The 18,052-nt window shown below is 67.6% G+C and carries 20 protein-coding genes and 1 riboswitch; of the genes, 9 read left to right on the top strand and 11 right to left on the bottom strand.

Annotated features, from left to right (window positions below):
* The first annotated feature begins 33 nt into the window (after positions 1 to 33).
* From xylA to ACFY5A_RS10250, 4 genes are all read left to right on the top strand, one after another.
* Positions 34 to 1,224, top strand: coding sequence for a xylose isomerase (xylA, locus tag ACFY5A_RS10265; RefSeq protein WP_387233706.1), 1,191 nt, complete (start codon positions 34 to 36; stop codon positions 1,222 to 1,224).
* Positions 1,224 to 2,552 (top strand): xylulokinase, encoded by a 1,329-nt coding sequence (gene xylB, locus ACFY5A_RS10260; RefSeq protein WP_387233704.1) that lies wholly within the window; start codon positions 1,224 to 1,226, stop codon positions 2,550 to 2,552. Before xylA ends, xylB begins: the two co-directional genes overlap by 1 nt.
* 81 nt (positions 2,553 to 2,633) lie before the next feature.
* Complete coding sequence (locus ACFY5A_RS10255; RefSeq protein WP_387233701.1) at positions 2,634 to 3,860, top strand: MFS transporter; 1,227 nt, start codon at positions 2,634 to 2,636, stop codon at positions 3,858 to 3,860.
* Positions 3,861 to 3,902: 42 nt separating this feature from the next.
* Entirely contained in the window at positions 3,903 to 4,625 is a 723-nt protein-coding gene (locus ACFY5A_RS10250) for a DUF6882 domain-containing protein (protein WP_387233698.1), read from the top strand.
* A gap of 38 nt (positions 4,626 to 4,663) precedes the next feature.
* Here ACFY5A_RS10250 and ACFY5A_RS10245 read toward each other — a convergent pair whose 3' ends face one another.
* Positions 4,664 to 5,140 (bottom strand): DUF4188 domain-containing protein, encoded by a 477-nt coding sequence (locus tag ACFY5A_RS10245; RefSeq protein WP_105677156.1) that lies wholly within the window; start codon positions 5,138 to 5,140, stop codon positions 4,664 to 4,666.
* 66 nt (positions 5,141 to 5,206) lie between these two features.
* Between ACFY5A_RS10245 and ACFY5A_RS10240 the strand changes: the two genes are divergently transcribed.
* Together ACFY5A_RS10240 and ACFY5A_RS10235 are read left to right on the top strand one after the other, a co-directional pair.
* A complete protein-coding gene (locus tag ACFY5A_RS10240) occupies positions 5,207 to 5,770 on the top strand; it encodes a TetR/AcrR family transcriptional regulator (RefSeq protein ID WP_387233695.1) in 564 nt (187 codons plus the stop codon).
* Between the two features lie 37 nt (positions 5,771 to 5,807).
* Positions 5,808 to 6,359, top strand: coding sequence for a phage holin family protein (locus ACFY5A_RS10235; RefSeq protein WP_341939942.1), 552 nt, complete (start codon positions 5,808 to 5,810; stop codon positions 6,357 to 6,359).
* A gap of 111 nt (positions 6,360 to 6,470) precedes the next feature.
* Here the strand turns inward: ACFY5A_RS10235 and ACFY5A_RS10230 are convergent, their stop codons facing one another.
* The 9 genes from ACFY5A_RS10230 to ACFY5A_RS10190 all read right to left on the bottom strand — a co-directional run bounded on the left by ACFY5A_RS10230 (position 6,471) and on the right by ACFY5A_RS10190 (position 12,340).
* Complete coding sequence (locus ACFY5A_RS10230; protein ID WP_341939943.1) at positions 6,471 to 7,349, bottom strand: bifunctional methylenetetrahydrofolate dehydrogenase/methenyltetrahydrofolate cyclohydrolase; 879 nt, start codon at positions 7,347 to 7,349, stop codon at positions 6,471 to 6,473.
* Positions 7,350 to 7,513: 164 nt separating this feature from the next.
* Positions 7,514 to 8,788, bottom strand: coding sequence for a serine hydroxymethyltransferase (gene glyA / locus ACFY5A_RS10225; RefSeq protein WP_105677150.1), 1,275 nt, complete (start codon positions 8,786 to 8,788; stop codon positions 7,514 to 7,516).
* A gap of 39 nt (positions 8,789 to 8,827) precedes the next feature.
* Positions 8,828 to 8,912, bottom strand: a riboswitch (ZMP/ZTP riboswitch).
* 51 nt (positions 8,913 to 8,963) lie between these two features.
* Positions 8,964 to 9,365 carry a type II toxin-antitoxin system VapC family toxin gene (locus tag ACFY5A_RS10220; protein ID WP_387233692.1) on the bottom strand — a complete coding sequence of 134 codons (402 nt, stop codon included), beginning with the start codon at positions 9,363 to 9,365 and terminating at the stop codon, positions 8,964 to 8,966.
* Positions 9,362 to 9,688, bottom strand: a complete 327-nt coding sequence (locus tag ACFY5A_RS10215) for a hypothetical protein (RefSeq protein ID WP_387233689.1) — start codon at positions 9,686 to 9,688, stop codon at positions 9,362 to 9,364. The genes ACFY5A_RS10220 and ACFY5A_RS10215 overlap by 4 nt, the downstream gene beginning before the upstream one ends.
* Positions 9,689 to 9,754: 66 nt before the next feature.
* On the bottom strand, positions 9,755 to 10,060 hold the full coding sequence (locus ACFY5A_RS10210) for a hypothetical protein (protein WP_387233686.1): 306 nt from the start codon (positions 10,058 to 10,060) through the stop codon (positions 9,755 to 9,757).
* Positions 10,061 to 10,125: 65 nt separating this feature from the next.
* Positions 10,126 to 10,665 carry a hypothetical protein gene (locus ACFY5A_RS10205; RefSeq protein WP_387233684.1) on the bottom strand — a complete coding sequence of 180 codons (540 nt, stop codon included), beginning with the start codon at positions 10,663 to 10,665 and terminating at the stop codon, positions 10,126 to 10,128.
* A 111-nt stretch (positions 10,666 to 10,776) separates the two neighbouring features.
* Positions 10,777 to 11,130 carry a hypothetical protein gene (locus tag ACFY5A_RS10200; protein WP_387233682.1) on the bottom strand — a complete coding sequence of 118 codons (354 nt, stop codon included), beginning with the start codon at positions 11,128 to 11,130 and terminating at the stop codon, positions 10,777 to 10,779.
* Between the two features lie 93 nt (positions 11,131 to 11,223).
* Positions 11,224 to 11,871: a tetratricopeptide repeat protein gene (locus ACFY5A_RS10195; protein WP_387233679.1), complete on the bottom strand. Its 648-nt coding sequence runs from the start codon at positions 11,869 to 11,871 to the stop codon at positions 11,224 to 11,226.
* On the bottom strand, positions 11,846 to 12,340 hold the full coding sequence (locus tag ACFY5A_RS10190; RefSeq protein WP_387233676.1) for a hypothetical protein: 495 nt from the start codon (positions 12,338 to 12,340) through the stop codon (positions 11,846 to 11,848). The genes ACFY5A_RS10195 and ACFY5A_RS10190 overlap by 26 nt, the downstream gene beginning before the upstream one ends.
* Positions 12,341 to 12,576: 236 nt before the next feature.
* Between ACFY5A_RS10190 and ACFY5A_RS10185 the strand changes: the two genes are divergently transcribed.
* Positions 12,577 to 12,873 carry a hypothetical protein gene (locus tag ACFY5A_RS10185; protein WP_387233673.1) on the top strand — a complete coding sequence of 99 codons (297 nt, stop codon included), beginning with the start codon at positions 12,577 to 12,579 and terminating at the stop codon, positions 12,871 to 12,873.
* Between the two features lie 524 nt (positions 12,874 to 13,397).
* Here the strand turns inward: ACFY5A_RS10185 and ACFY5A_RS10180 are convergent.
* Positions 13,398 to 14,405 (bottom strand): DUF4240 domain-containing protein, encoded by a 1,008-nt coding sequence (locus ACFY5A_RS10180; protein ID WP_387235923.1) that lies wholly within the window; start codon positions 14,403 to 14,405, stop codon positions 13,398 to 13,400.
* Between the two features lie 972 nt (positions 14,406 to 15,377).
* On the opposite strand from ACFY5A_RS10180, the gene ACFY5A_RS10175 reads away from it, so the two are divergent.
* Positions 15,378 to 16,889 (top strand): family 20 glycosylhydrolase, encoded by a 1,512-nt coding sequence (locus ACFY5A_RS10175; RefSeq protein WP_387233670.1) that lies wholly within the window; start codon positions 15,378 to 15,380, stop codon positions 16,887 to 16,889.
* On the top strand, positions 16,886 to 18,052 hold the full coding sequence (locus ACFY5A_RS10170; RefSeq protein WP_387233667.1) for an N-acetylglucosamine-6-phosphate deacetylase: 1,167 nt from the start codon (positions 16,886 to 16,888) through the stop codon (positions 18,050 to 18,052). Before ACFY5A_RS10175 ends, ACFY5A_RS10170 begins: the two co-directional genes overlap by 4 nt.

Genomic DNA, 18,052 nt, shown 5'->3' with positions numbered 1-18,052 from the left:
AATTCGCCCTCACCGTGGAAAGCGATCCGAGCCATGTCCCTCACCCCCACCCGCGACGACAAGTTCTCCTTCGGACTCTGGACCGTCGGCTACAACGGCACCGATCCCTTCGGCGGACCGACCAGGCCGCACCTCGACGTCGTGCACGCCGTCGAGCGACTCGCGGAGCTCGGCGCCTACGGCCTGACCTTCCACGACGACGACCTGTTCGCCTTCGGGTCCACCGACGCCGAGCGTCAGACGCAGATCGACCGCCTCACCGGCGCACTGGCCGACACCGGGCTGATCGTGCCGATGGTCACCACGAACCTCTTCAGCGCACCGGTCTTCAAGGACGGCGGCTTCACCTCCAACGACCGTCAGGTGCGCCGCTTCGCGCTGCGCAAGGTGCTGCGCAACCTCGACCTCGCCGCCGAGCTCGGCGCCAAGACCTTCGTCATGTGGGGCGGCCGCGAGGGCGCGGAGTACGACTCGGCGAAGGATGTCCGCGCAGCGCTCGAGCGCTACCGCGAGGCCGTCAACCTGCTCGGCGACTACGTGACCGACAAGGGCTACGACATCCGATTCGCGATCGAGCCCAAGCCCAACGAGCCGCGCGGCGACATCCTGCTGCCCACGCTCGGCCACGCGATCGCATTCATCGACTCCCTCGAGCGCCCCGAGCTCGTCGGCGTGAACCCCGAGGTCGGTCACGAGCAGATGGCGGGACTCAACTTCACCGCGGGGATCGCGCAGGCCCTGTTCCACGGCAAGCTCTTCCACATCGACCTCAACGGCCAGCGCGGCATCAAGTACGACCAGGACCTGGTGTTCGGCCACGGCGACCTGCACAACGCGTTCTCGCTCGTCGACCTGCTCGAGAACGGCGGCCCGAACGGCATCCCCGCCTACGACGGCCCCCGGCACTTCGACTACAAGCCGAGCCGCACGGAAGACGAGACCGGGGTCTGGGACTCCGCCGCCGCGAACATGCGCACGTACCTGCTGCTGAAGGAGCGCGCGGCGGCGTTCCGCGCCGACCCCGAGGTGCAGGAGGCTCTGGCCGCGGCGAAGGTCGCCGAACTCGCGGCTCCGACCCTGAACGAGGGCGAGTCCTACGACGATCTGCTCGCGGACCGCAGCGCCTACGAGGACTTCGACGCCGACGCGTACCTCGGCGGCAAGGGCTTCGGCTTCGTCCGTCTGCAGCAGCTCGCCACCGAGCACCTGCTCGGCGCGCGCTGATGGCACTGGTCGCGGGCGTCGATTCGTCGACGCAGAGCTGCAAGGTCGTCGTCCGCGACCTCGACACCGGTGCGGTCGTGCGCACCGGCCGTGCACCCCATCCCGCCGGCACAGAGGTCGACCCCGCCGCATGGTGGGCGGCGCTGCGAACGGCACTGGCGGATGCCGGCGGACTCGACGACGTGTCGGCGATCGGCATCGGCGGGCAGCAGCACGGACTGGTCGCGCTCGACGAGTCCGGCCGAGTGATCCGCCCCGCCCTCCTGTGGAACGACACCCGCTCGGCGCAGGCCGCGGCCGATCTCACGGCAGAGGTCGGCGCCTCCGAGTTCGCGTCGCGCACGGGTCTGGTGCCCGTCGCGTCGTTCACCGTCACGAAGCTCCGATGGCTGGCCGACGCCGAGCCGCAGAACGCCGCCCGTGTGGCGGCCGTGGCCCTCCCCCACGATTGGCTGACTTGGCGCCTGCGCGGGTACGGCCCTGCCGACGAGTCCGACCTCGGCCCCGCACTCGGCGAGCTCGTCACCGACCGCTCCGACGCGAGCGGGACGGGCTACTTCGACCCCGTCCGCGACGTCTACGACCGCGAGCTGCTGTCGCTCGCCCTCCGCAGGGACGCGTCGGATGTGGTGCTCCCCCGGGTGCTCGGGCCCTCGGAGCACCTGCAGGGTTCCGGTGGGCTCGTGGTGTCGGCGGGTGCGGGCGACAACGCCGCCGCCGCGCTCGGCATGGGCGCGCGCACGGGCGACGTGGGCGTGTCCATCGGCACGAGCGGCACGATCTTCGCCGTGACCGATGCGCCGATCTTCGACGTCTCCGGCACCGTCGCAGGGTTCGCGGATGCCGCGGGCGGCCGCCTCCCGATCGTCACGACCCTCAACGCCGCGCGCGTGTTCGACGTGACGGCCGCCCTGCTCGGCGTGGACCTCGAAGAGTTCTCGCGGCTCGCCCTGCAGGCGGAACCCGGTGCCGGTGGACTGTCCCTGCAGCCGTGGTTCGAGGGCGAGCGGACCCCGAATCGGCCGGACGCGACCGCGACCCTCTCGGGCATGACGCTCGCGTCGACCCGTCGCGAGAACCTGGCGCGGGCCGCGGTCGAGGGCGTGATCGGCGGTCTCGCGTTCGGCCTCGGCGCCATCCGCGACCTCGGCGTCCGCACGGAGCGCGTGCTGCTCATCGGAGGCGGCGCGCAGAGCCCCGCCGTCGCGGCCGTCGCCCGCGAGGTGTTCGACATCCCGGTCGTGGTCCCGGCGCCGGGCGAGTACGTCGCCCTCGGCGCCGCCGTCCAGGCGGCCTGGGCCCTCACCGGCATCCGCCCCTCCTGGTAGACGCCGAGCGCCCCCTCCGCGCCACTCGTCGCGTCGCGTCGCGTGGCAGGATGGTCGGATGCAGAGACGCGAGGACCGCCGATGACGCGCGGGCTCGCCGCGATGCAGGACGCAGGATTCCGCTGGTTCTTCCTGGCGAGGGCGATCACGATGATCGCCGGATCCATGTCGTCGATCGCGCTCGCCTTCGCCGTGCTGGAGATCGACAACGACGCCCGCTCGCTGTCGATCGTGCTCGCCGCCTTCACGGTCAGCAACATCGTCTTCCTCCTGTTCGGCGGAGTGATCGCCGACCGGCTCCCCCGAGCGCTGATCATCCAGTCGTGCTACGTCATCGACATCCTGACCGTCGGGGCGATGGCCGCCCTGCTGTTCACCGGAACGGCGACCGTGCCGATGCTCGCCCTGCTCTCCGTGCTGAACGGGGCGTCAACGGCCTTCGTCCTGCCCGCCATGCAGGGGATCATCCCGCAGCTCGCCTCGCCGGAGCATCTGCAGCAGGCGAACGCGATGCTCTCCTTCGTGCGCTCGGCCACCACCATCGGCGGCCCCATCATCGCCGGCATCGTCGTTGCATCGGCGGGCCCCGCCTGGGCGATGGTCGTGCAGGCGATCGGGTGGGTGATCGCGATCCCCGTGCTGGCGATGGTCCGCCTTCCTCCGCCGGCGCACGGCGGAGGGACGACGCTGTTCCAGGATCTCCGCACCGGCTGGCACGAGTTCCGCACCAGGACCTGGCTGTGGGTGGTCGTGCTGGCGTTCATGGTGATGAACGCCATCCACGTGGGCGCGTGGGGTGTCGTCGGCCCGTACATCGCGAAGAACGACCCCCGTCTCGGCATCACCGGCTGGGGCTGGGTGGTCAGCGCGGAGGGCGTCGGCATCCTCCTGATGACCCTCATCCTCATGTGGTTCCCGCTGAACCGACCGCTCCGCTACGGGATGATCGGCATGGCCGCGTTCGCGATCCCGCTCACGGTGCTCGGCGTCCACCCCGCCGTCGTCCTGCTCGCGATCGCGGCTTTCGTGGCCGGCGCCGGCGCCGAGGTGTTCAGCACCGGGTGGAATCTCGCGATGATGGAGAACGTGCCGGGCGAGACGCTCTCCCGCGTGTCCAGCTACGACATGCTCGGCAGCTTCGTGGCCATGCCGATCGGCACGCTGATCTACGGCTGGCTGATCACCCACAGCGACGTCGAGACCGTGCTGGTCACGTCCGGCATCCTCTATGCGAGCATCGCGCTGATGACTCTGGCCGTGCCGAGCGTGCGGCGCATGGGGCGTCCGGATGGCGCCGTGACGACATGAGCGCTCTGGCGGATTCATAGCAATCCGGGCGAGACTGGGGGTATGACCTTCGCCGCGCTCCAGCCGCTCGCCGACCGCTCCGCCCTCTTCACCGCGCTCCGCCAGGACGCCCTCGCCACGGCGACGGACGAGCTCGGCGACCACCGCTGGGATGCCGACATGACGGCGGGCACGATCACCTTCACCGCGAACGCCGATCCGTCGCGCACGCTGGTGACGACGGCCCATCTGATCGCGACGATCGCACCCGGGCCGCGGTCGCTGCTGTGGGCGTGGGCGCACCCGCAGGGTGACGCGCAGGGCGTCGCCGCACAGCTCCGCGACTACGGCGTCGAGCACGGACTCGCCGACCTGGCGGAGCCGGAGCTCCCCTTCCCGGCGGACGCCTCCGGCGACGAGGAGTGGATCGCCGCCGCCGCGCACACGATCGCGGGCGTCGCGGTGGAGATCACCGGACGCTCGCCCTACTACTCCGCCCCGATCTCCGGCGGCACCAGGGCGGTCTTCCTCCTCGACGCGCCCGTGCCCGCACTGACCGTCGCATCGGCGACCACCGCTCTCCCCCGCATCCTCTCCGGCCTGGCTCTGCCCGACGCCAGGACCGCCGTGTGGGACCTCGCCCGCCTCGCCGGCTGGAACCTCGCCTGGACTGACGACGCCTACACCGGCGCCACGATCACCGACGCGACGGCATCGGTCACGTTCCGCTTCGACGAGAGCGCGCGCATCACGAACATCGAGGGCACGCTGCAGCCCCAGGGCTGAGAGGTGGGGTGGATGCCGCCGCGTCCACCCCACCTCCGTCACCGCCCGAGTCGCTGCCGCGCCGTCTTCATGCCCGGGCCGACGGGCACGTGCGTGGTCGCCGCGGCCAGCCCGAACGCGGGCATGTCGACGTACACGGCCTCGAGATCGGCGACGGGCACCTGATACGTCTCGTGCCAGACGCCGACGCTGCCCGACCCCTGCAGCGAGCGCATGAAGTCACGCCACGGCTGCAGGTGCGGGGCGTCGCGGTCGGCGGCGAAGCGCTGCAGATGCTCGGGGCTCTCCCAGTAGGAGAGCAGGATGGTCGTGCGCCCGAACCAGTTGTGGGCGCCGAGCATCCCCGCCTCCGGATGGGTGGCGAGGTGCCGCAGCATCGGCGGCATCTTGCTGGCCGTCCACCACACCTTCCCCAGCTGCCACCAGCGGTTGGCCCGCATGCCGATGACGAAGACGGTGATGTCAGACCGGTCGGGTGCTGCCGTGTAGCGACCGGGGAAGACCTGCTGAGTCATGCGATTCTCCTTGGAACGTTGTTATGTAACTACGTTATGAAACAACGTTACGATAGACTTCCGTCCATGGCAAGACCTGTCTCCTACGACGACGCTCTCCGCGACCGACTGCTCGACGCCACGGCGGAGATGGTCGACGCGAAGGGCCCGGAGCGCATCAGCCTCCGCGACATCGCCCAGTCAGCCGGCACCTCGACCTCGGCCGTCTACTCCCTCTTCGGCGGCAAGGCGCAGTTGCTGGTCGCCGTGATCGAGCACGGCTTCGCGTCGTTCGGAGCCGCTCAGGCCGCGACCGAGCCGGAGGGGCTCCGCGCCCTCGGATACGCGTACCGAGGGTGGGCGAAGGCCAACCCCGCCCTCTACCGCCTGATGTTCGGCGGAGCGATCACGACCGTCGAGGACTGCGCTCCGGATGCCGCCACCACCTCCACCGCGATGGCCCCGCTCGTGCGCGCCCTCGCGGCGCGCGTGCCGGAGGAGCAGGTGATGGCTGCCGCCGTCACGGTGTGGGCGCAGGTGCACGGCGCCGTGAGCCTCGAACTCGCCGGAGTCGCGCCAGAGGTGCCCGACTGGGATGCCGTCTACGATGCCGTGGTCGACGCAGTGGAGCGCTCCTTCCCGCGCGCGTGAGGTGCCGCACGGCGCGCAGATGTGGAAGTCTGGTCGCATGAAGAACGGAATCGTCCGGTTCGCCGCGCTCTACGTGTTCAACGTCGCGGTCCTCCTGCTCATCGGCCTGCTGTTCAGCGGCGTCCGCGTGGGTTTCAACGCGCTGTGGGCGGCCGTGATCCTCACCCTCGCCGCGCTGTTCGTGAAGCCCGTGCTCGGCTCCGCGTTCCGGAAGTCCGCCGCGAAGTCGTCGGCCAGCCGCACGAAGGTCGGCGAGAAGACCGTGCAGTACGCGCTCGTCTACGTCGTCGAGCTCATCGTCTGGGTGCTGACGGTGTGGCTGAGCGGGGTGCGCGCGTCGGGCTTCTGGGCGTTCGTCCTGCCTCCGCTGATCCTGCTCTTCGGCTGGATGATCTACGACCAGTTCGACGACAGGCTGCGCGCCAAGGCGGGCGAGGTGTACGACACCGTCTCCGCGAAGATCTCGAAGAGGCCGGATGCCGCGGCATCCGCTCCCACCCCCGACTCCCCCGCGACGACCGAGGCGCGCCAGGAGCTGAACGACGGCCTCACCCCCGAGCAGCGCCGCATGCTCGACGAGCTCGGCTGATCCGCTCCGCGGAGCAACCCGGTCGTTGAGCGAGGACGCGCAGCGACCGAGCGCCGTGCTGAGCGAGCGCAGCGACTCGAGGTGACGAAACGCCCCACGAGACGTGACGCGTCAGACGAGCCGCTCGGCCGCCTCGACCACGTTCGTCAGGAGCAGGGCGACGGTCATCGGTCCGACGCCGCCGGGGTTCGGGGAGAGGAAGCCGGCGACCTCGGCCACGTCGGGATGCACGTCGCCGAAGACGAGGCTCTTGCCGGTCTCGGCATCCGTCTCGCGCGTCACGCCCACGTCGAGCACGGCGGCTCCAGGCTTGACGTCTTCGGCGCGGATGAGGTGCTTGACCCCGGCGCCGGCGACGATCACGTCGGCCTGGCGGAGGTACGGCGACATGTCGGGCGTGCCCGTGTGCACCTGCGTGACGGTGGCGTTGATGTCGCGGCGGGTGAGCAGGAGGCCGATCGGGCGGCCGATGGTGACGCCGCGTCCGACAACGACGACGTGCTTGCCCTTGAGGTCGTAGTCGTTGCGCAGCAGCAGTTCGATGACGCCGCGCGGGGTGCAGGGCAGCGGCGTGTGGATCGGGTTGTTCACGTTGAGCACGAGACGACCGAGGTTGGTCGGGTGCAGGCCGTCTGCGTCCTTCGCCGGGTCGATGCGCTCGAGGATCGCGTCGGTGTCGAGGTGCTTCGGCAGCGGCAGCTGCACGATGTAGCCGTGGCAGTCGGGATCGGCGTTGAGCTCGTCGATCAGCGCCTCGACGTCGGCCTGCGAGGCATCGGCGGGGAGCTCGCGCTGGATCGAGTTCATCCCGATCGCCTCGGACTGACGGTGCTTCATGCCGACGTAGAGCTGCGACGCCGGGTCGGCGCCGACGAGCACCGTCGCGATGCCGGGGACGATGCCCTTCTCGCGGAGCGCGGCGACGCGCTCGGTGAGCTCGGCCTTGATGGATGCTGCGGCGGCCTTGCCGTCGAGGATCTTCGCGGTCATGTCGCGCTCTCTTTCGTTCTACTTCTCACGGGGCGTTTCGCCACTTCGACTCGCTGCGCTCGCTCAGCACGTCGCTCGTCGCTGCGCTCCTCGCTCAACGACCGGGGTCACGCGGAACCGGTCGTTGAGCGAGCGAAGCGAGACGAAACGCAGCAGCGTGGTGCTTACTGCTGCAGGTCGGGGTACAGCGGGAAGGCCGCGGCGAGCGCGTCGACGCGGGCACGGAGCGCCTCGACGTCGGCGCCGGGCTGCAGCGCGAGGGCGATGACGTCGGCGACCTCGGTGAACTCGGCGTCGCCGAAGCCGCGCGTCGCGAGCGCCGGGGTGCCGATGCGCAGACCCGAGGTGACCATCGGCGGGCGCGGGTCGTTCGGCACCGCGTTGCGGTTCACGGTGATGTGGATGTCGTGCAGGAGGTCCTCGGCCTGCTTGCCGTCGATCTCGGCGTCGCGCAGGTCGACGAGCACGAGGTGCACGTCGGTGCCTCCGGAGCGCACGGCGATGCCGGCATCCTTCACGTCCTGCTGAGACAGACGCTCCGCGATGATGGCGGCGCCGCGCAGCACGCGCTCCTGACGCTCCTTGAACTCCGGGGTGCCGGCGAGCTTGAACGCCGTCGCCTTGGCGGCGATCACGTGCATGAGCGGGCCGCCCTGCTGTCCGGGGAAGACGGCGGAGTTGATCTTCTTCGCGATCTCGGCGTCGTTGGTGAGGATGAAGCCGGAGCGGGGTCCGCCGATGGTCTTGTGCACGGTCGAGGAGACGACGTGCGCGTGCGGCACCGGGTTCGGGTGCAGCCCCGCGGCGACGAGGCCGGCGAAGTGCGCCATGTCGACCCAGAGGAGCGCGCCGACCTCGTCGGCGATCTCGCGGAACGCGGCGAAGTCGAGGGTGCGCGGGTAGGCCGACCAGCCGGCGATGATGACCTTCGGCTTGTGCTCGATGGCGAGGCGGCGGACCTCGTCCATGTCGATGGTCGAGGTCTCGGGGTTCACCCCGTAGGCGACGATGTTGTAGAGGCGGCCGGAGAAGTTGATCTTCATGCCGTGGGTGAGGTGGCCGCCCTGGTCGAGCGAGAGGCCGAGCAGCGTGTCGCCGGGGCGGGCGATCGCGTGAAGCACAGCGGCGTTGGCGGAGGCGCCGGAGTGCGGCTGGACGTTCGCGAACTCCGAGCCGAACAGGCTCTTGGCGCGGGCGATCGCGAGCTCCTCGGCGACGTCGACCTCCTCGCAGCCGCCGTAATAGCGGCGACCGGGGTAGCCCTCGGCGTACTTGTTCGTGAGCACCGAGCCCTGCGACTGCAGCACGGAGACGGGAACGAAGTTCTCGGATGCGATCATCTCGAGGAACGTCTGCTGGCGCTTGAGTTCCCGGTCGAGGACCTCGGCGATCTCGGGGTCGACCTCGGCGAGCGGGGCGTTGAAGTAACGGTCGGTCATGTGACGTGCTCCTCTGACAACGGATTCGAAAGGGGTGCTTCCATCGGCCCAGGCGCGCGGTCGAATTCCGTGGTCAGTCGCTCCCCGGTGGTAGTCCACCCAGACGCCAGTCGCGACGGTTACGAGCATAGCGGATGCCGCGAGCTCGGGCCGCAGAGATGACGCCGAACCGCGCTCACTCGCGCGCGACGACCTGGACCTCGGCTCGGACCCCCGGAACGCCCGCGAACTTCCGATCCGTGGTCAGAAGCGGCACCCCGAGCTCTTCCGCGAGCGCGAGGTACGCCGCGTCGTACACCGTGGCATTGGCGGCGAGCTCGCCGATACGAGGCAGAAGAGGAGCGATCGGAAGAAGACGCATCTCGAACCGTGCCAGCTGAGTCAGCTGCGCGCGGAAGTCGCCGTCGCTCGACCGTCGAGCGAGCCACAGTCCTCTCAGAGCACTCGCCGCTTCCGAGGGGCCGTGCGCTGGCATGACCCAGTCGGCATCGAGCGACATCGCGGTGCGCACCGCCGCCCCGTGCGCGGTGCCGTCGATGATGACGTCGACGACCGCCGAGGCGTCGACGACGATCATGGCTGATCTGGCCGTGTGACGGTGTCGATGATCTGCGCGTCTCGCCCCTCGTGGCCGCGACGGATCAGCTCCGAAATCTCCCCTGGCGCCGCCCCGCCGAGCACGGGGATCGGCGTCATCGTGCGCAGAAGTTCGCGGTTGCGCGACTTGCGCGCCTCCGTCTCCAGCACGTCTGCGAGGAACGCCTGGAGCGACTGCCCTCGCTCTCGCGCGGCGCGGACGAGATCGTCTCGCACGCTCTCCGGAACGTCGCGCACTTGGATCGCCACCATGTGGTCGACGATAGCATGCAGATCTGCATGCACGAGGGAGATTATGTTCATGCGGTTGACCGTAGCCGTGTGCAACGACAGCGTGAGGACTTATCCACAGCGCCCGCGTGGGGCGGCTCAGCCGTGGTCGAACAGGGCGCTGACGTCGAACCAGGGGATCCTCTGTGTACTGATCGTGCTCATGCCCGACATGCGTACGAAGGACGGCCGGACTTCCCGACGCATCAGCCAACGGAATGGACCGTTAGACAGCGCCGCGATCAGGTTCGCGTCGTACCAGGCGAGCGCCTGCTTTAGAGACGCCTTCTGAGCCCACGAGTGAACCAGGAGCCAGGCCAAGAAGGCGCTGGGAATCACAACCCACAGCGCGAGCCCGCGAATGAAGTGAAGGAGAAGCCAACCTAGCCCCTTGGGGAAGCTCATCCTCTTGGCTCCTTCCGCGCGTTGGTCCTGCCGCGAATCGCGCCCCGTTTGCGGTTCGCTCATGATCACACGCCGGCCGCGTAGGTCGCGAGAAGCAGGATGCCGAACACGACCGCGATCGCACCGTACGTGGCGAGGACGGTTCCGCCGCCCATCCTCACTCGATCACGTGTGGGCATTGTCAGCAAGCCGGAGGAATCGTGCTGCCAGCTCGACCTGTCCTTCCATGCCCGCCAGATGAAGCGCAAGCCGAACAGCATCCCCGCACTGCCTGTGATGACGAGCGCGATGCTGAGCACAATGCCCCCTGCTCCGAGGATCTCGGAGAGAGCGGTCAGGGCACGCAAGAAGTTGTCCTCACGGCTCCGAAAGGATGTCAGCGGCGTCAGGATCAGGAGGCCGGCGCCGATGAGCAGCTGCATCACGGAGATCAGGACCGAGTAGGTCGTCGCGGACATCCGCGAGCCCTTGACGATTCCGGCCTGCGACATGTTGGCAGCAACCCGACGCCGCCCCACGAGCATGACGACGCCCGAGACCAACAGCAGGATGCCGATGGCCATGAGGATTCCGGACACCACCGACACGCTTGCTCCCTCGGTCACCGCTGACGCTCGTATCTGGACGATAGCAGCGGTCGTCACCAGTACGCCCCCAGCACCTTTCTGTAGTGCTGGTTCAGGAGCAGATCCGGAAAAGAAGGCTTCGAGGCGTTCTTACTCCGATGGCAGAGGCCCCGCCTCCGCCAGCGCCCGTTCGCGTTCGACTTCCTCGCGCCAGAAAAGGGCGTGATCCTTCGCCTTCACCCAGAAAACGAAGCTGGGCACGCCGAGCATCAGGAAGGGCAGTACGAGCGCCGGGCCATTCAGCGAGACTCCTCTCACTAAGGAGACGATCTCGAACAGGACCAGGGCTACCCCGAGGACGATACAGATAACTGCAAGAGCGCGATAGAGTAGCCGGCGCCGGCGGATCTGACGGCTGTCGCGAAAGTCGTATCCGCCGAACACGGCCTTGGCGAGGACGCGCCGCTGGCCCCGCGGCCCCTTCACGCCGTCTTGCATCTTCATGCGTACCCATCCCTCGAGCGCCTCTTATCAGGACTCGATCGTATGTCCCGACGAAGCCGACATCACGGGAGTCCGTCGAGTTGTGGTCCACAGCTACGAACCCGCCCCCTCGTCATCATCGGCCTGTTCCGCGACGCCTGCCGCGATCGCGGCCTCGACCGCCGCTTCGCTCGCGTCGAGGTCTCCCCTCTCGTGTTCGACATCGGCAAGGTCGAGGTACGCACGCGGTTCACCGGCTTCTGCCGCAGCACGGAGCACATCCGCGGCAGCATTGAGGTCCCCTGCCGCACGCAAGGCATCGCTCAGCTGCCAGCCGGTCGTGGGGTCAAGGGCGTACGCATGCTCAAGTGCTGCCCGTCCGGCGTCGTCGGAGCCGAACTCCAACTCCAACGTGCCGAGGTTGACGAGGGCGGCGACGTCGTCCGGATCAAGGAGGAGCGCCGCCCGGTAGTCCGCTCTCGCCGACTCGACATCACCCACCCGCTCGTAGGCCAGGCCGCGATTCACTCGACTCTGCAGATCCGGTTCCGCCAAGGTGCTGTATGCATCGATGGCTCCCTGATAGTCCTCAAGCCCCAGGCTGACGAGTCCGAGGTTCGAGAACACGATCGAGTCTGCACCAACTGCACCGGATGCTTCGACGAGAAGATCTCGGGCATGCAGCAGATTCCCCTGATCGAACGCCGCCTTGGCGCGCTCTTCGAGCCGCACCCAGTCAGGCTGGGGATCGTTTGTGCTCATCGTTCTTCGCACTCCTTGTTCGACGGTGTCTCCTCAAAGGTGAGGACTCTGCGTCCCCTTCTTCATCAAGCCAGGCGTTGAGCGCATGAACCATGTCGAAGGACACGCGGCTGTTACAGACCGTGCCGCGAAGAACAGTGGTCGTGCCATCCTTCAGCTCAACCTCGACGTCTCTGCTCGCAAGCGCCCCATCGACGATCGTCCAAGCGAGGTAGAAGAAGGGGCCTTCGTACGGCCGGCTTCGGAACATCCGTATGCTGCCCCGATGCAACCGCCTGCGCGACCACCATGACGTCGCCGTGACGACGTCGCCGCTCACGATCACCCCCGTGAACGGTAGCCGCACCCAGAGCCAGCCCGTCATGCCGAGGAGTCCTATCAGGATGACATGAATCGCCTGCGGCACTCCTGCGCCCATCGGGCCGAGGAGGAACATGGCAGGCACGAACCCGGTGAAGACTGAACTCACGGCCAGCCTCAGCGCCCGCCCCGCCCTACCCGCGGGGATGGCCGTCGTCGGCAGAGCCATAGAACCGTCCTATCTGAGGCGACCGTCGTGGACGAACTCGAGCGAGCACGTCTCGCAAGTGTAAGGAGAAAACCGCAACTTCTCCTCTGGAAGGGCGGCACGCACCCGCACGTGGAAGTGCAACAGAACGGAGCCGCGAGTGACGGACCACGCTGTTGGCCCGCCATAATGGTGTCGTGAGCATCGATCCGCACGGACGTTTCGGACCGCTGGGCAAGTACGGGGCGTACGGTCGCGTCGGTTCTGCCGTCAATCTGATCATGTGTGTCGTGCTTGTGGTCGTCGGCACGATCATGATGATCACTCAGGGCTTTGACGGCGGACTGCCGGTGTGGTTCGCGCTCGCGTGGTGGGGTGTCGGAGCATTCCTGATCTGGCGATTCGCACTCATCTTCCGATCTGTTCGCCGCCGGGAACGGGAGAAAGCTGCGTCTGAACGCCAGGACGACGCCCCACCTTCAGAGAAGCAATAGCGTTCGCCCTCCACGTCGTGGATCACCGCTCCGCTGTCAACGTGGAAGCCCGTCCATTGACAGTCCCTCGCCGTGCGAGGGGTCGGAGGACATCAGATTCCTTCTAGAAGCCTTGCCTGTCGCAGCCGACGTCCGGCGCCGCTCGAACGCATCCGGGATGGGCCCGCACCGCTGATGGACAGCGCCGCCCGCAGCACTCTATGAACTTGATTGCGCTGAGTCACTATCCAAGTTCTGCAGGGTTCGACCCATCCATCCCACTCTGTGCGAGATGTTGGCCATGTGTACCAGTCTGACGTATCGAGCAGTCGGCATGTACTTACCCGCACGCACTCCGACGAGTCCCGTAGCAAGAAATAGAAAGATGTTCCAGTCGTACCACCCCAGGCACGCACCAAAACTGGTCCTCTGTCGCCACGAGTGGACGAAGATCCATCCAAGAAATGTTGCGGGTATCAATACCAGTAGATACAACCCTCTGAATGCACAGAGAGCGAACAGGACAATGACGTCAAAGATGACGATCATGGCAAGGCTCTCGATCCCGCGGATCGGGGCGTAAGCCTTGGCGGGAGTTCATGTCCAACAGAAGTATCCGATCTCTCCACGTGCTGCTCGCCGGCCTTCCGCATCCCGGCCGGAGCGAGCTCGCCCGTATAGTACCTCTGGACATACTCATCCATGCTCAATCGACTACGTCGAGTCCCTCCGGCGATCTGATGCCCAGTCGCGACGCCGTCGATTCCCGGAGCGTAGGTGACGACGTTGGGATGCAGCGTCTCTCCATCGCGCAGCCGGGCACGCACGTAGGCGACGACTTCCTCACGCGCGGCCTCGTTGTTCCCCTGCATGACACACCCCATCATCTCGCGCACAGTTCCCTCCGCCGTGGTCGCGTACGCCAACCAAACTATGAATCGTCGTTGACTCCACGGACCAAGACGCAACCGAGACAACTGAATGTCATAGGAGAAAGGACCAGGACTCGGAATCGACGCCCACGGATCCGGCAACGGATCGGGCGCATCGGGCCAGTACAGCGGGTTCGTTCCCGTCTCGACAGACGCATCCGGTTCAGGCAGCCTGGAGACGGAAGCATCTTCCGCGACACCTAGCAATGCTTCACCGCTAGCGCCATCGGCATCCCTGCCAGGTCGCGGATGCTCCACGCGATCGCGGAACACCTCGCGACCCGCCGCCACGATCTCGCATCGGTAGTACAACGACGCATCCGCACTGATCACACGCTCCTCCCCCTCTCCCACACCGACGGCATTGAGGGGCTGGTCAAGCTCACGCAACCGCGCGACCAACGTGTCACGGAAGAAGAGAACATCCCGATACGGCAACGCCTCCAATGCCTCCGTCAGCTCCGCGATCTTCTCGTCCTCCAACGACCCGCCGAGACGGTCGATCAGAGACCAGAAGCGATCGTCGTCCATCAATGGCCGCGCTGGAGCGTCCTTCCCGGTCTCCGGGATCTCTACGGTTCCAACCACCGAGTCCACCCAGGCGACCGGATCCTTGAACACTGTAGGCAACACCCGATCTTGATCACCTTTTGGGACACGCTCAAATCCCCCACTTCGATCAGAGCATTCATCCCATCACCTTTCCCCTGCGGGTATATAGAGGCGGATGGCGCCCGAGCAGCGTTACTGGGAACGGCACGTCCCTGACCTAATTATTGTCAATGTTGCCTTCATCAGAGCTAATCTACGGTGATTGTCCCTCCACGGTGCTGCCGTCACGCCGCGCATTCCTTCGCCGAAGAATGAAATCACCAATCGCACAGACAAGCGCTAGTGCAACAGAGGAGCTGATTGTCCAGGGGGCACCCACACCGCCGATGGCAAGCAAGGAAAGTAGGCTTGCTAGAGGCATAGTTGCCCCCCACAGTAGCGTTCTGCCGGTCGTCAACTTCGGGTCACCGTCATGCGGAGAACCTGAATCCATCTGAGTTTCTTTTCTCATCGTGGGCATCATTCAAAACTAAAAGGCACGACCACGAACTGCGCGTATCAGCCGTCCACCAGTTTGAAAGAGATCTCTTGCAGCTTGCGTGACGATTTGAATATTCTTTCGCATGATGTTCGCCCTGGGTACGGCAAACGCGCCGCGCACCGCTGAGCCTACGACGTATCCGACGGCATCTGCCGGAGGGGTCTTGATGCCGATCACCGCGTCCAGGGCGAAATGGGGGACTACTTGGACCATCAGCCGCCCCGGCGACAGTGGTGGAGTCGTCGGCCGTCGTGCGCGTGACCAGACCGTAGTCCCGACGCAGAGCCGTGCCGGGCACGATCGCCGCCGTCGTCGGAGACGACGGCGTCTTCCACTTCAACTGGAGAGTCGACGCCCAGCCGTCCTCTCGATGTTCGATCCTGATACGCCGGGTCTCCCCTGCCGCGACCGTGATAGGTGCCCCATAACGCTCCGCTACCGTGCGAAAAGAAACAACATTCCCTATATCCAGGGATCACCCCAGGCGATAGGTTTTGTTCATGGTCCTTCCCCATCTTCTGCCCCTCGTTCCAGCGCCCGTGACCGCCACCGCAGGAGAAGGACGGATGCCGCTCACCGCCGCCTCCTCGGTGTCCGGACCCGCAGCCGCCACGGCGCAGCTTATCGACGCGGTCGCCCGACGCAGCGGCATCCGGCTGTCCTCCGTCGAGGGCGATGCCGACATCACTCTGCGCGTCGACGGCACTGTCGCGAAGCCCGAGGGCTACAGCCTCACGGTCGGCGAGCGTGTCGAGGTCGTCGGCGCCGATGACGCCGGCCTCTTCTACGGCATCCAGACCCTGCTGCAGCTGCTGCGCGAAGACGAAGACGGCTCCTGGGGCCTCCTCCTCGCCACCGTCGCGGACGCGCCCCGCTTCGCCCGCCGCGGCGTGATGCTCGACGTCGCACGCCACTTCTTCGGCGTCGACGACGTCAAGACCTTCATCGACGCGACCAGCGCCCTCAAGTTCAACCACCTGCACCTGCACCTGAGCGACGACCAGGGCTGGCGCATCCACATCGACTCCTGGCCGAAGCTCACCGAACTGGCGGCGACGACATCGGCGAACGGCGACCCCGGCGGCTTCTACTCGAAGGACGACTACCGCGAGATCGTCGCGCACGCGGCATCCCGCCACATGATCGTGATCCCCGAGATCGACCTCCCCGGCCACACGCACGCGATCGGCGTCGCGTACCCGGAGCTCGTCGAGGCCCCCGTGCTGAACGACGGACTGATCTCGGAATCCGCGCGCCTCGGTCAGCCGCTCCCCGTCGCCGGCGAGACCTACATCGGCTGGGGCGTCGGGCACTCCAGCGTGCGCATCCACGAGGAGCGCACCTACGACTTCGTGCGCGACGTCGTGCGCGAGCTCGCCGAGATGACCCCAGGCCCGTACATCCACGTCGGGGGCGACGAGTCGCTCGGAACCCCCCAGGCCGACTTCGACCTGTTCGCGGCACGGGCCACCGAGATCGTCGTCGCGGCGGGCAAGACGCCCGTCGCCTGGCACGAGATGGGCTCAGCGGCCGACATCGCGGAGGGCGCTGTCGGACAGTACTGGGGCAACACCACCCCGCAGGGCACGCATGCCGAGGAGGCAGCGCAGTTCGTCGCACGCGGCGGGGCGCTCATCATGTCGGCCTCGAACGTCGCCTACCTCGACATGAAGTACACGCCGGAGTTCCCGCTCGGACTCGACTGGGCTGCCATCATCGACGTCCGGGCCGCCTACGAGTGGGAGCCGACAGCCGTGCTCGACGTTCCCGCCACCGCGATCCTCGGAGTCGAGACCCCGCTGTGGAGCGAGACGACCCGCACCATCTCCGAGGTCGAGCAGCTCGTCTTCCCGCGCGCCGCAGCCCAGGCGGAGATCGCCTGGTCGCCGCAGACCGCGCCGGAGCGCACCTGGGACTCCTTCCGCGCACGGCTGGGTGCACTCGCTCCACTGTGGAAGGCTGAGGGGGTCGACTTCCACCCCAGCCCCGAGATCCCCTGGAGCGCACGATGAGCGTCCACACCTCCACGACGGGCTCGCTCGTCATCCACTCCGCACGCGTCGTGGACGGCGGCGAGATCGTCGAGAACGGCTGGGTGCGATTCGAGCACGGCGCCGTGGCCTCGCGCGGCTCAGGGTCGGACTGGGCGCCGGCCGACGAGATCGTCGATGCGTCCGCGGTCGCCGGAGCGGATGCCGTGCTCACGCCGGGGTTCGTCGACATCCACGGCCACGGAGGCGCAGGCGCCGCCTTCGACGACGGCATCGAGGCGATCCGCACCGGCAGGGCGCTGCACCGCGCGCACGGCACGACGCGCGCCGTCATCTCGCTGGTCACGGCGACACTCGACGAGCTCGCGCTCAGCGTCGCCGGCATCGCCGACCTGATGCAGACGGATGCCGACATCCTCGGTTCGCACCTCGAAGGCCCCTTCCTCGACCCCGGGCACCACGGCGCCCACGAGCCGACGCTGCTGCGGCACCCTGTGGCGGGTGACGTCGAGCGCCTGCTGGAGGCGGGGCGGGGCACGATCCGCCAGATCACGATCGCGCCGGAGCTCCCCGGAGGGCTCGACGCCATCCGGCAGATCGTCGCCGCCGGCACCGCGGCCGCGGTCGGGCACACCGATGCGGATGCCGCGATGGCCGTCGCCGCTTTCGAAGCGGGAGCCTCGATCCTCACGCACGCCTTCAACGCGATGCCCGGCATCCACCACCGCGCCCCCGGGCCGGTGCTCGCCGCAGCGGCCGACCACCGCGTCGTGCTCGAGGCGATCGCCGACAACGTGCACCTCGACCCGCACGTGATCAAGCTCGTGTTCGACTCCGCCCCCGGGAGGGTCGCGCTGATCACCGACGCCATGGCGGCCGCGGGCAGCGCCGACGGCCACTACGACCTGGGCACGGTGAGCGTCACGGTCGAGAACGGGATCGCGCGCGCCGACGACACCGGGTCGATCGCGGGCTCCACGCTGACCCAGGATGTGGCTCTGTTGAGGGCCGTGCAGGCGGGCGTGACGCTGCCCGAGGCGGTGCGCGCATTGACCGAGACCCCGGCCCGCGCGATCGGGCGCGGCGAACGGATCGGCTGCCTGCGGATCGGATCGGTCGGCGACGCCGTGCTTCTCGATGCACAGCTGCGCGTCGCGCGCGTATGGGTGGGTCAGCGGCTCTGA

The sequence above is a fragment of the Microbacterium sp. NPDC012755 genome, from assembly GCF_042901325.1.
Lineage (GTDB): Bacteria > Actinomycetota > Actinomycetes > Actinomycetales > Microbacteriaceae > Microbacterium > Microbacterium natoriense.
This window is presented reverse-complemented; position numbering and strand designations above follow the sequence as displayed.

Excerpts from the sequence above, each read along its gene's own strand:
- ACFY5A_RS10240 (WP_387233695.1), top strand. The coding sequence starts at position 5,207 with ATGGCAAGACCTGTCTCCTACGACGACGCTCTCCGCGACCGACTGCTC.
- ACFY5A_RS10255 (WP_387233701.1), top strand. The coding sequence starts at position 2,634 with ATGACGCGCGGGCTCGCCGCGATGCAGGACGCAGGATTCCGCTGGTTC.
- ACFY5A_RS10250 (WP_387233698.1), top strand. The coding sequence starts at position 3,903 with ATGACCTTCGCCGCGCTCCAGCCGCTCGCCGACCGCTCCGCCCTCTTC.
- ACFY5A_RS10235 (WP_341939942.1), top strand. The coding sequence starts at position 5,808 with ATGAAGAACGGAATCGTCCGGTTCGCCGCGCTCTACGTGTTCAACGTC.
- ACFY5A_RS10210 (WP_387233686.1), bottom strand. The coding sequence starts at position 10,060 with ATGAGCTTCCCCAAGGGGCTAGGTTGGCTTCTCCTTCACTTCATTCGC.
- ACFY5A_RS10215 (WP_387233689.1), bottom strand. The coding sequence starts at position 9,688 with ATGAACATAATCTCCCTCGTGCATGCAGATCTGCATGCTATCGTCGAC.
- ACFY5A_RS10200 (WP_387233682.1), bottom strand. The coding sequence starts at position 11,130 with ATGAAGATGCAAGACGGCGTGAAGGGGCCGCGGGGCCAGCGGCGCGTC.
- ACFY5A_RS10245 (WP_105677156.1), bottom strand. The coding sequence starts at position 5,140 with ATGACTCAGCAGGTCTTCCCCGGTCGCTACACGGCAGCACCCGACCGG.
- ACFY5A_RS10220 (WP_387233692.1), bottom strand. The coding sequence starts at position 9,365 with ATGATCGTCGTCGACGCCTCGGCGGTCGTCGACGTCATCATCGACGGC.
- xylA (WP_387233706.1), top strand. The coding sequence starts at position 34 with ATGTCCCTCACCCCCACCCGCGACGACAAGTTCTCCTTCGGACTCTGG.
- ACFY5A_RS10230 (WP_341939943.1), bottom strand. The coding sequence starts at position 7,349 with ATGACCGCGAAGATCCTCGACGGCAAGGCCGCCGCAGCATCCATCAAG.
- ACFY5A_RS10195 (WP_387233679.1), bottom strand. The coding sequence starts at position 11,871 with ATGAGCACAAACGATCCCCAGCCTGACTGGGTGCGGCTCGAAGAGCGC.
- ACFY5A_RS10175 (WP_387233670.1), top strand. The coding sequence starts at position 15,378 with ATGGTCCTTCCCCATCTTCTGCCCCTCGTTCCAGCGCCCGTGACCGCC.
- xylB (WP_387233704.1), top strand. The coding sequence starts at position 1,224 with ATGGCACTGGTCGCGGGCGTCGATTCGTCGACGCAGAGCTGCAAGGTC.
- ACFY5A_RS10170 (WP_387233667.1), top strand. The coding sequence starts at position 16,886 with ATGAGCGTCCACACCTCCACGACGGGCTCGCTCGTCATCCACTCCGCA.
- glyA (WP_105677150.1), bottom strand. The coding sequence starts at position 8,788 with ATGACCGACCGTTACTTCAACGCCCCGCTCGCCGAGGTCGACCCCGAG.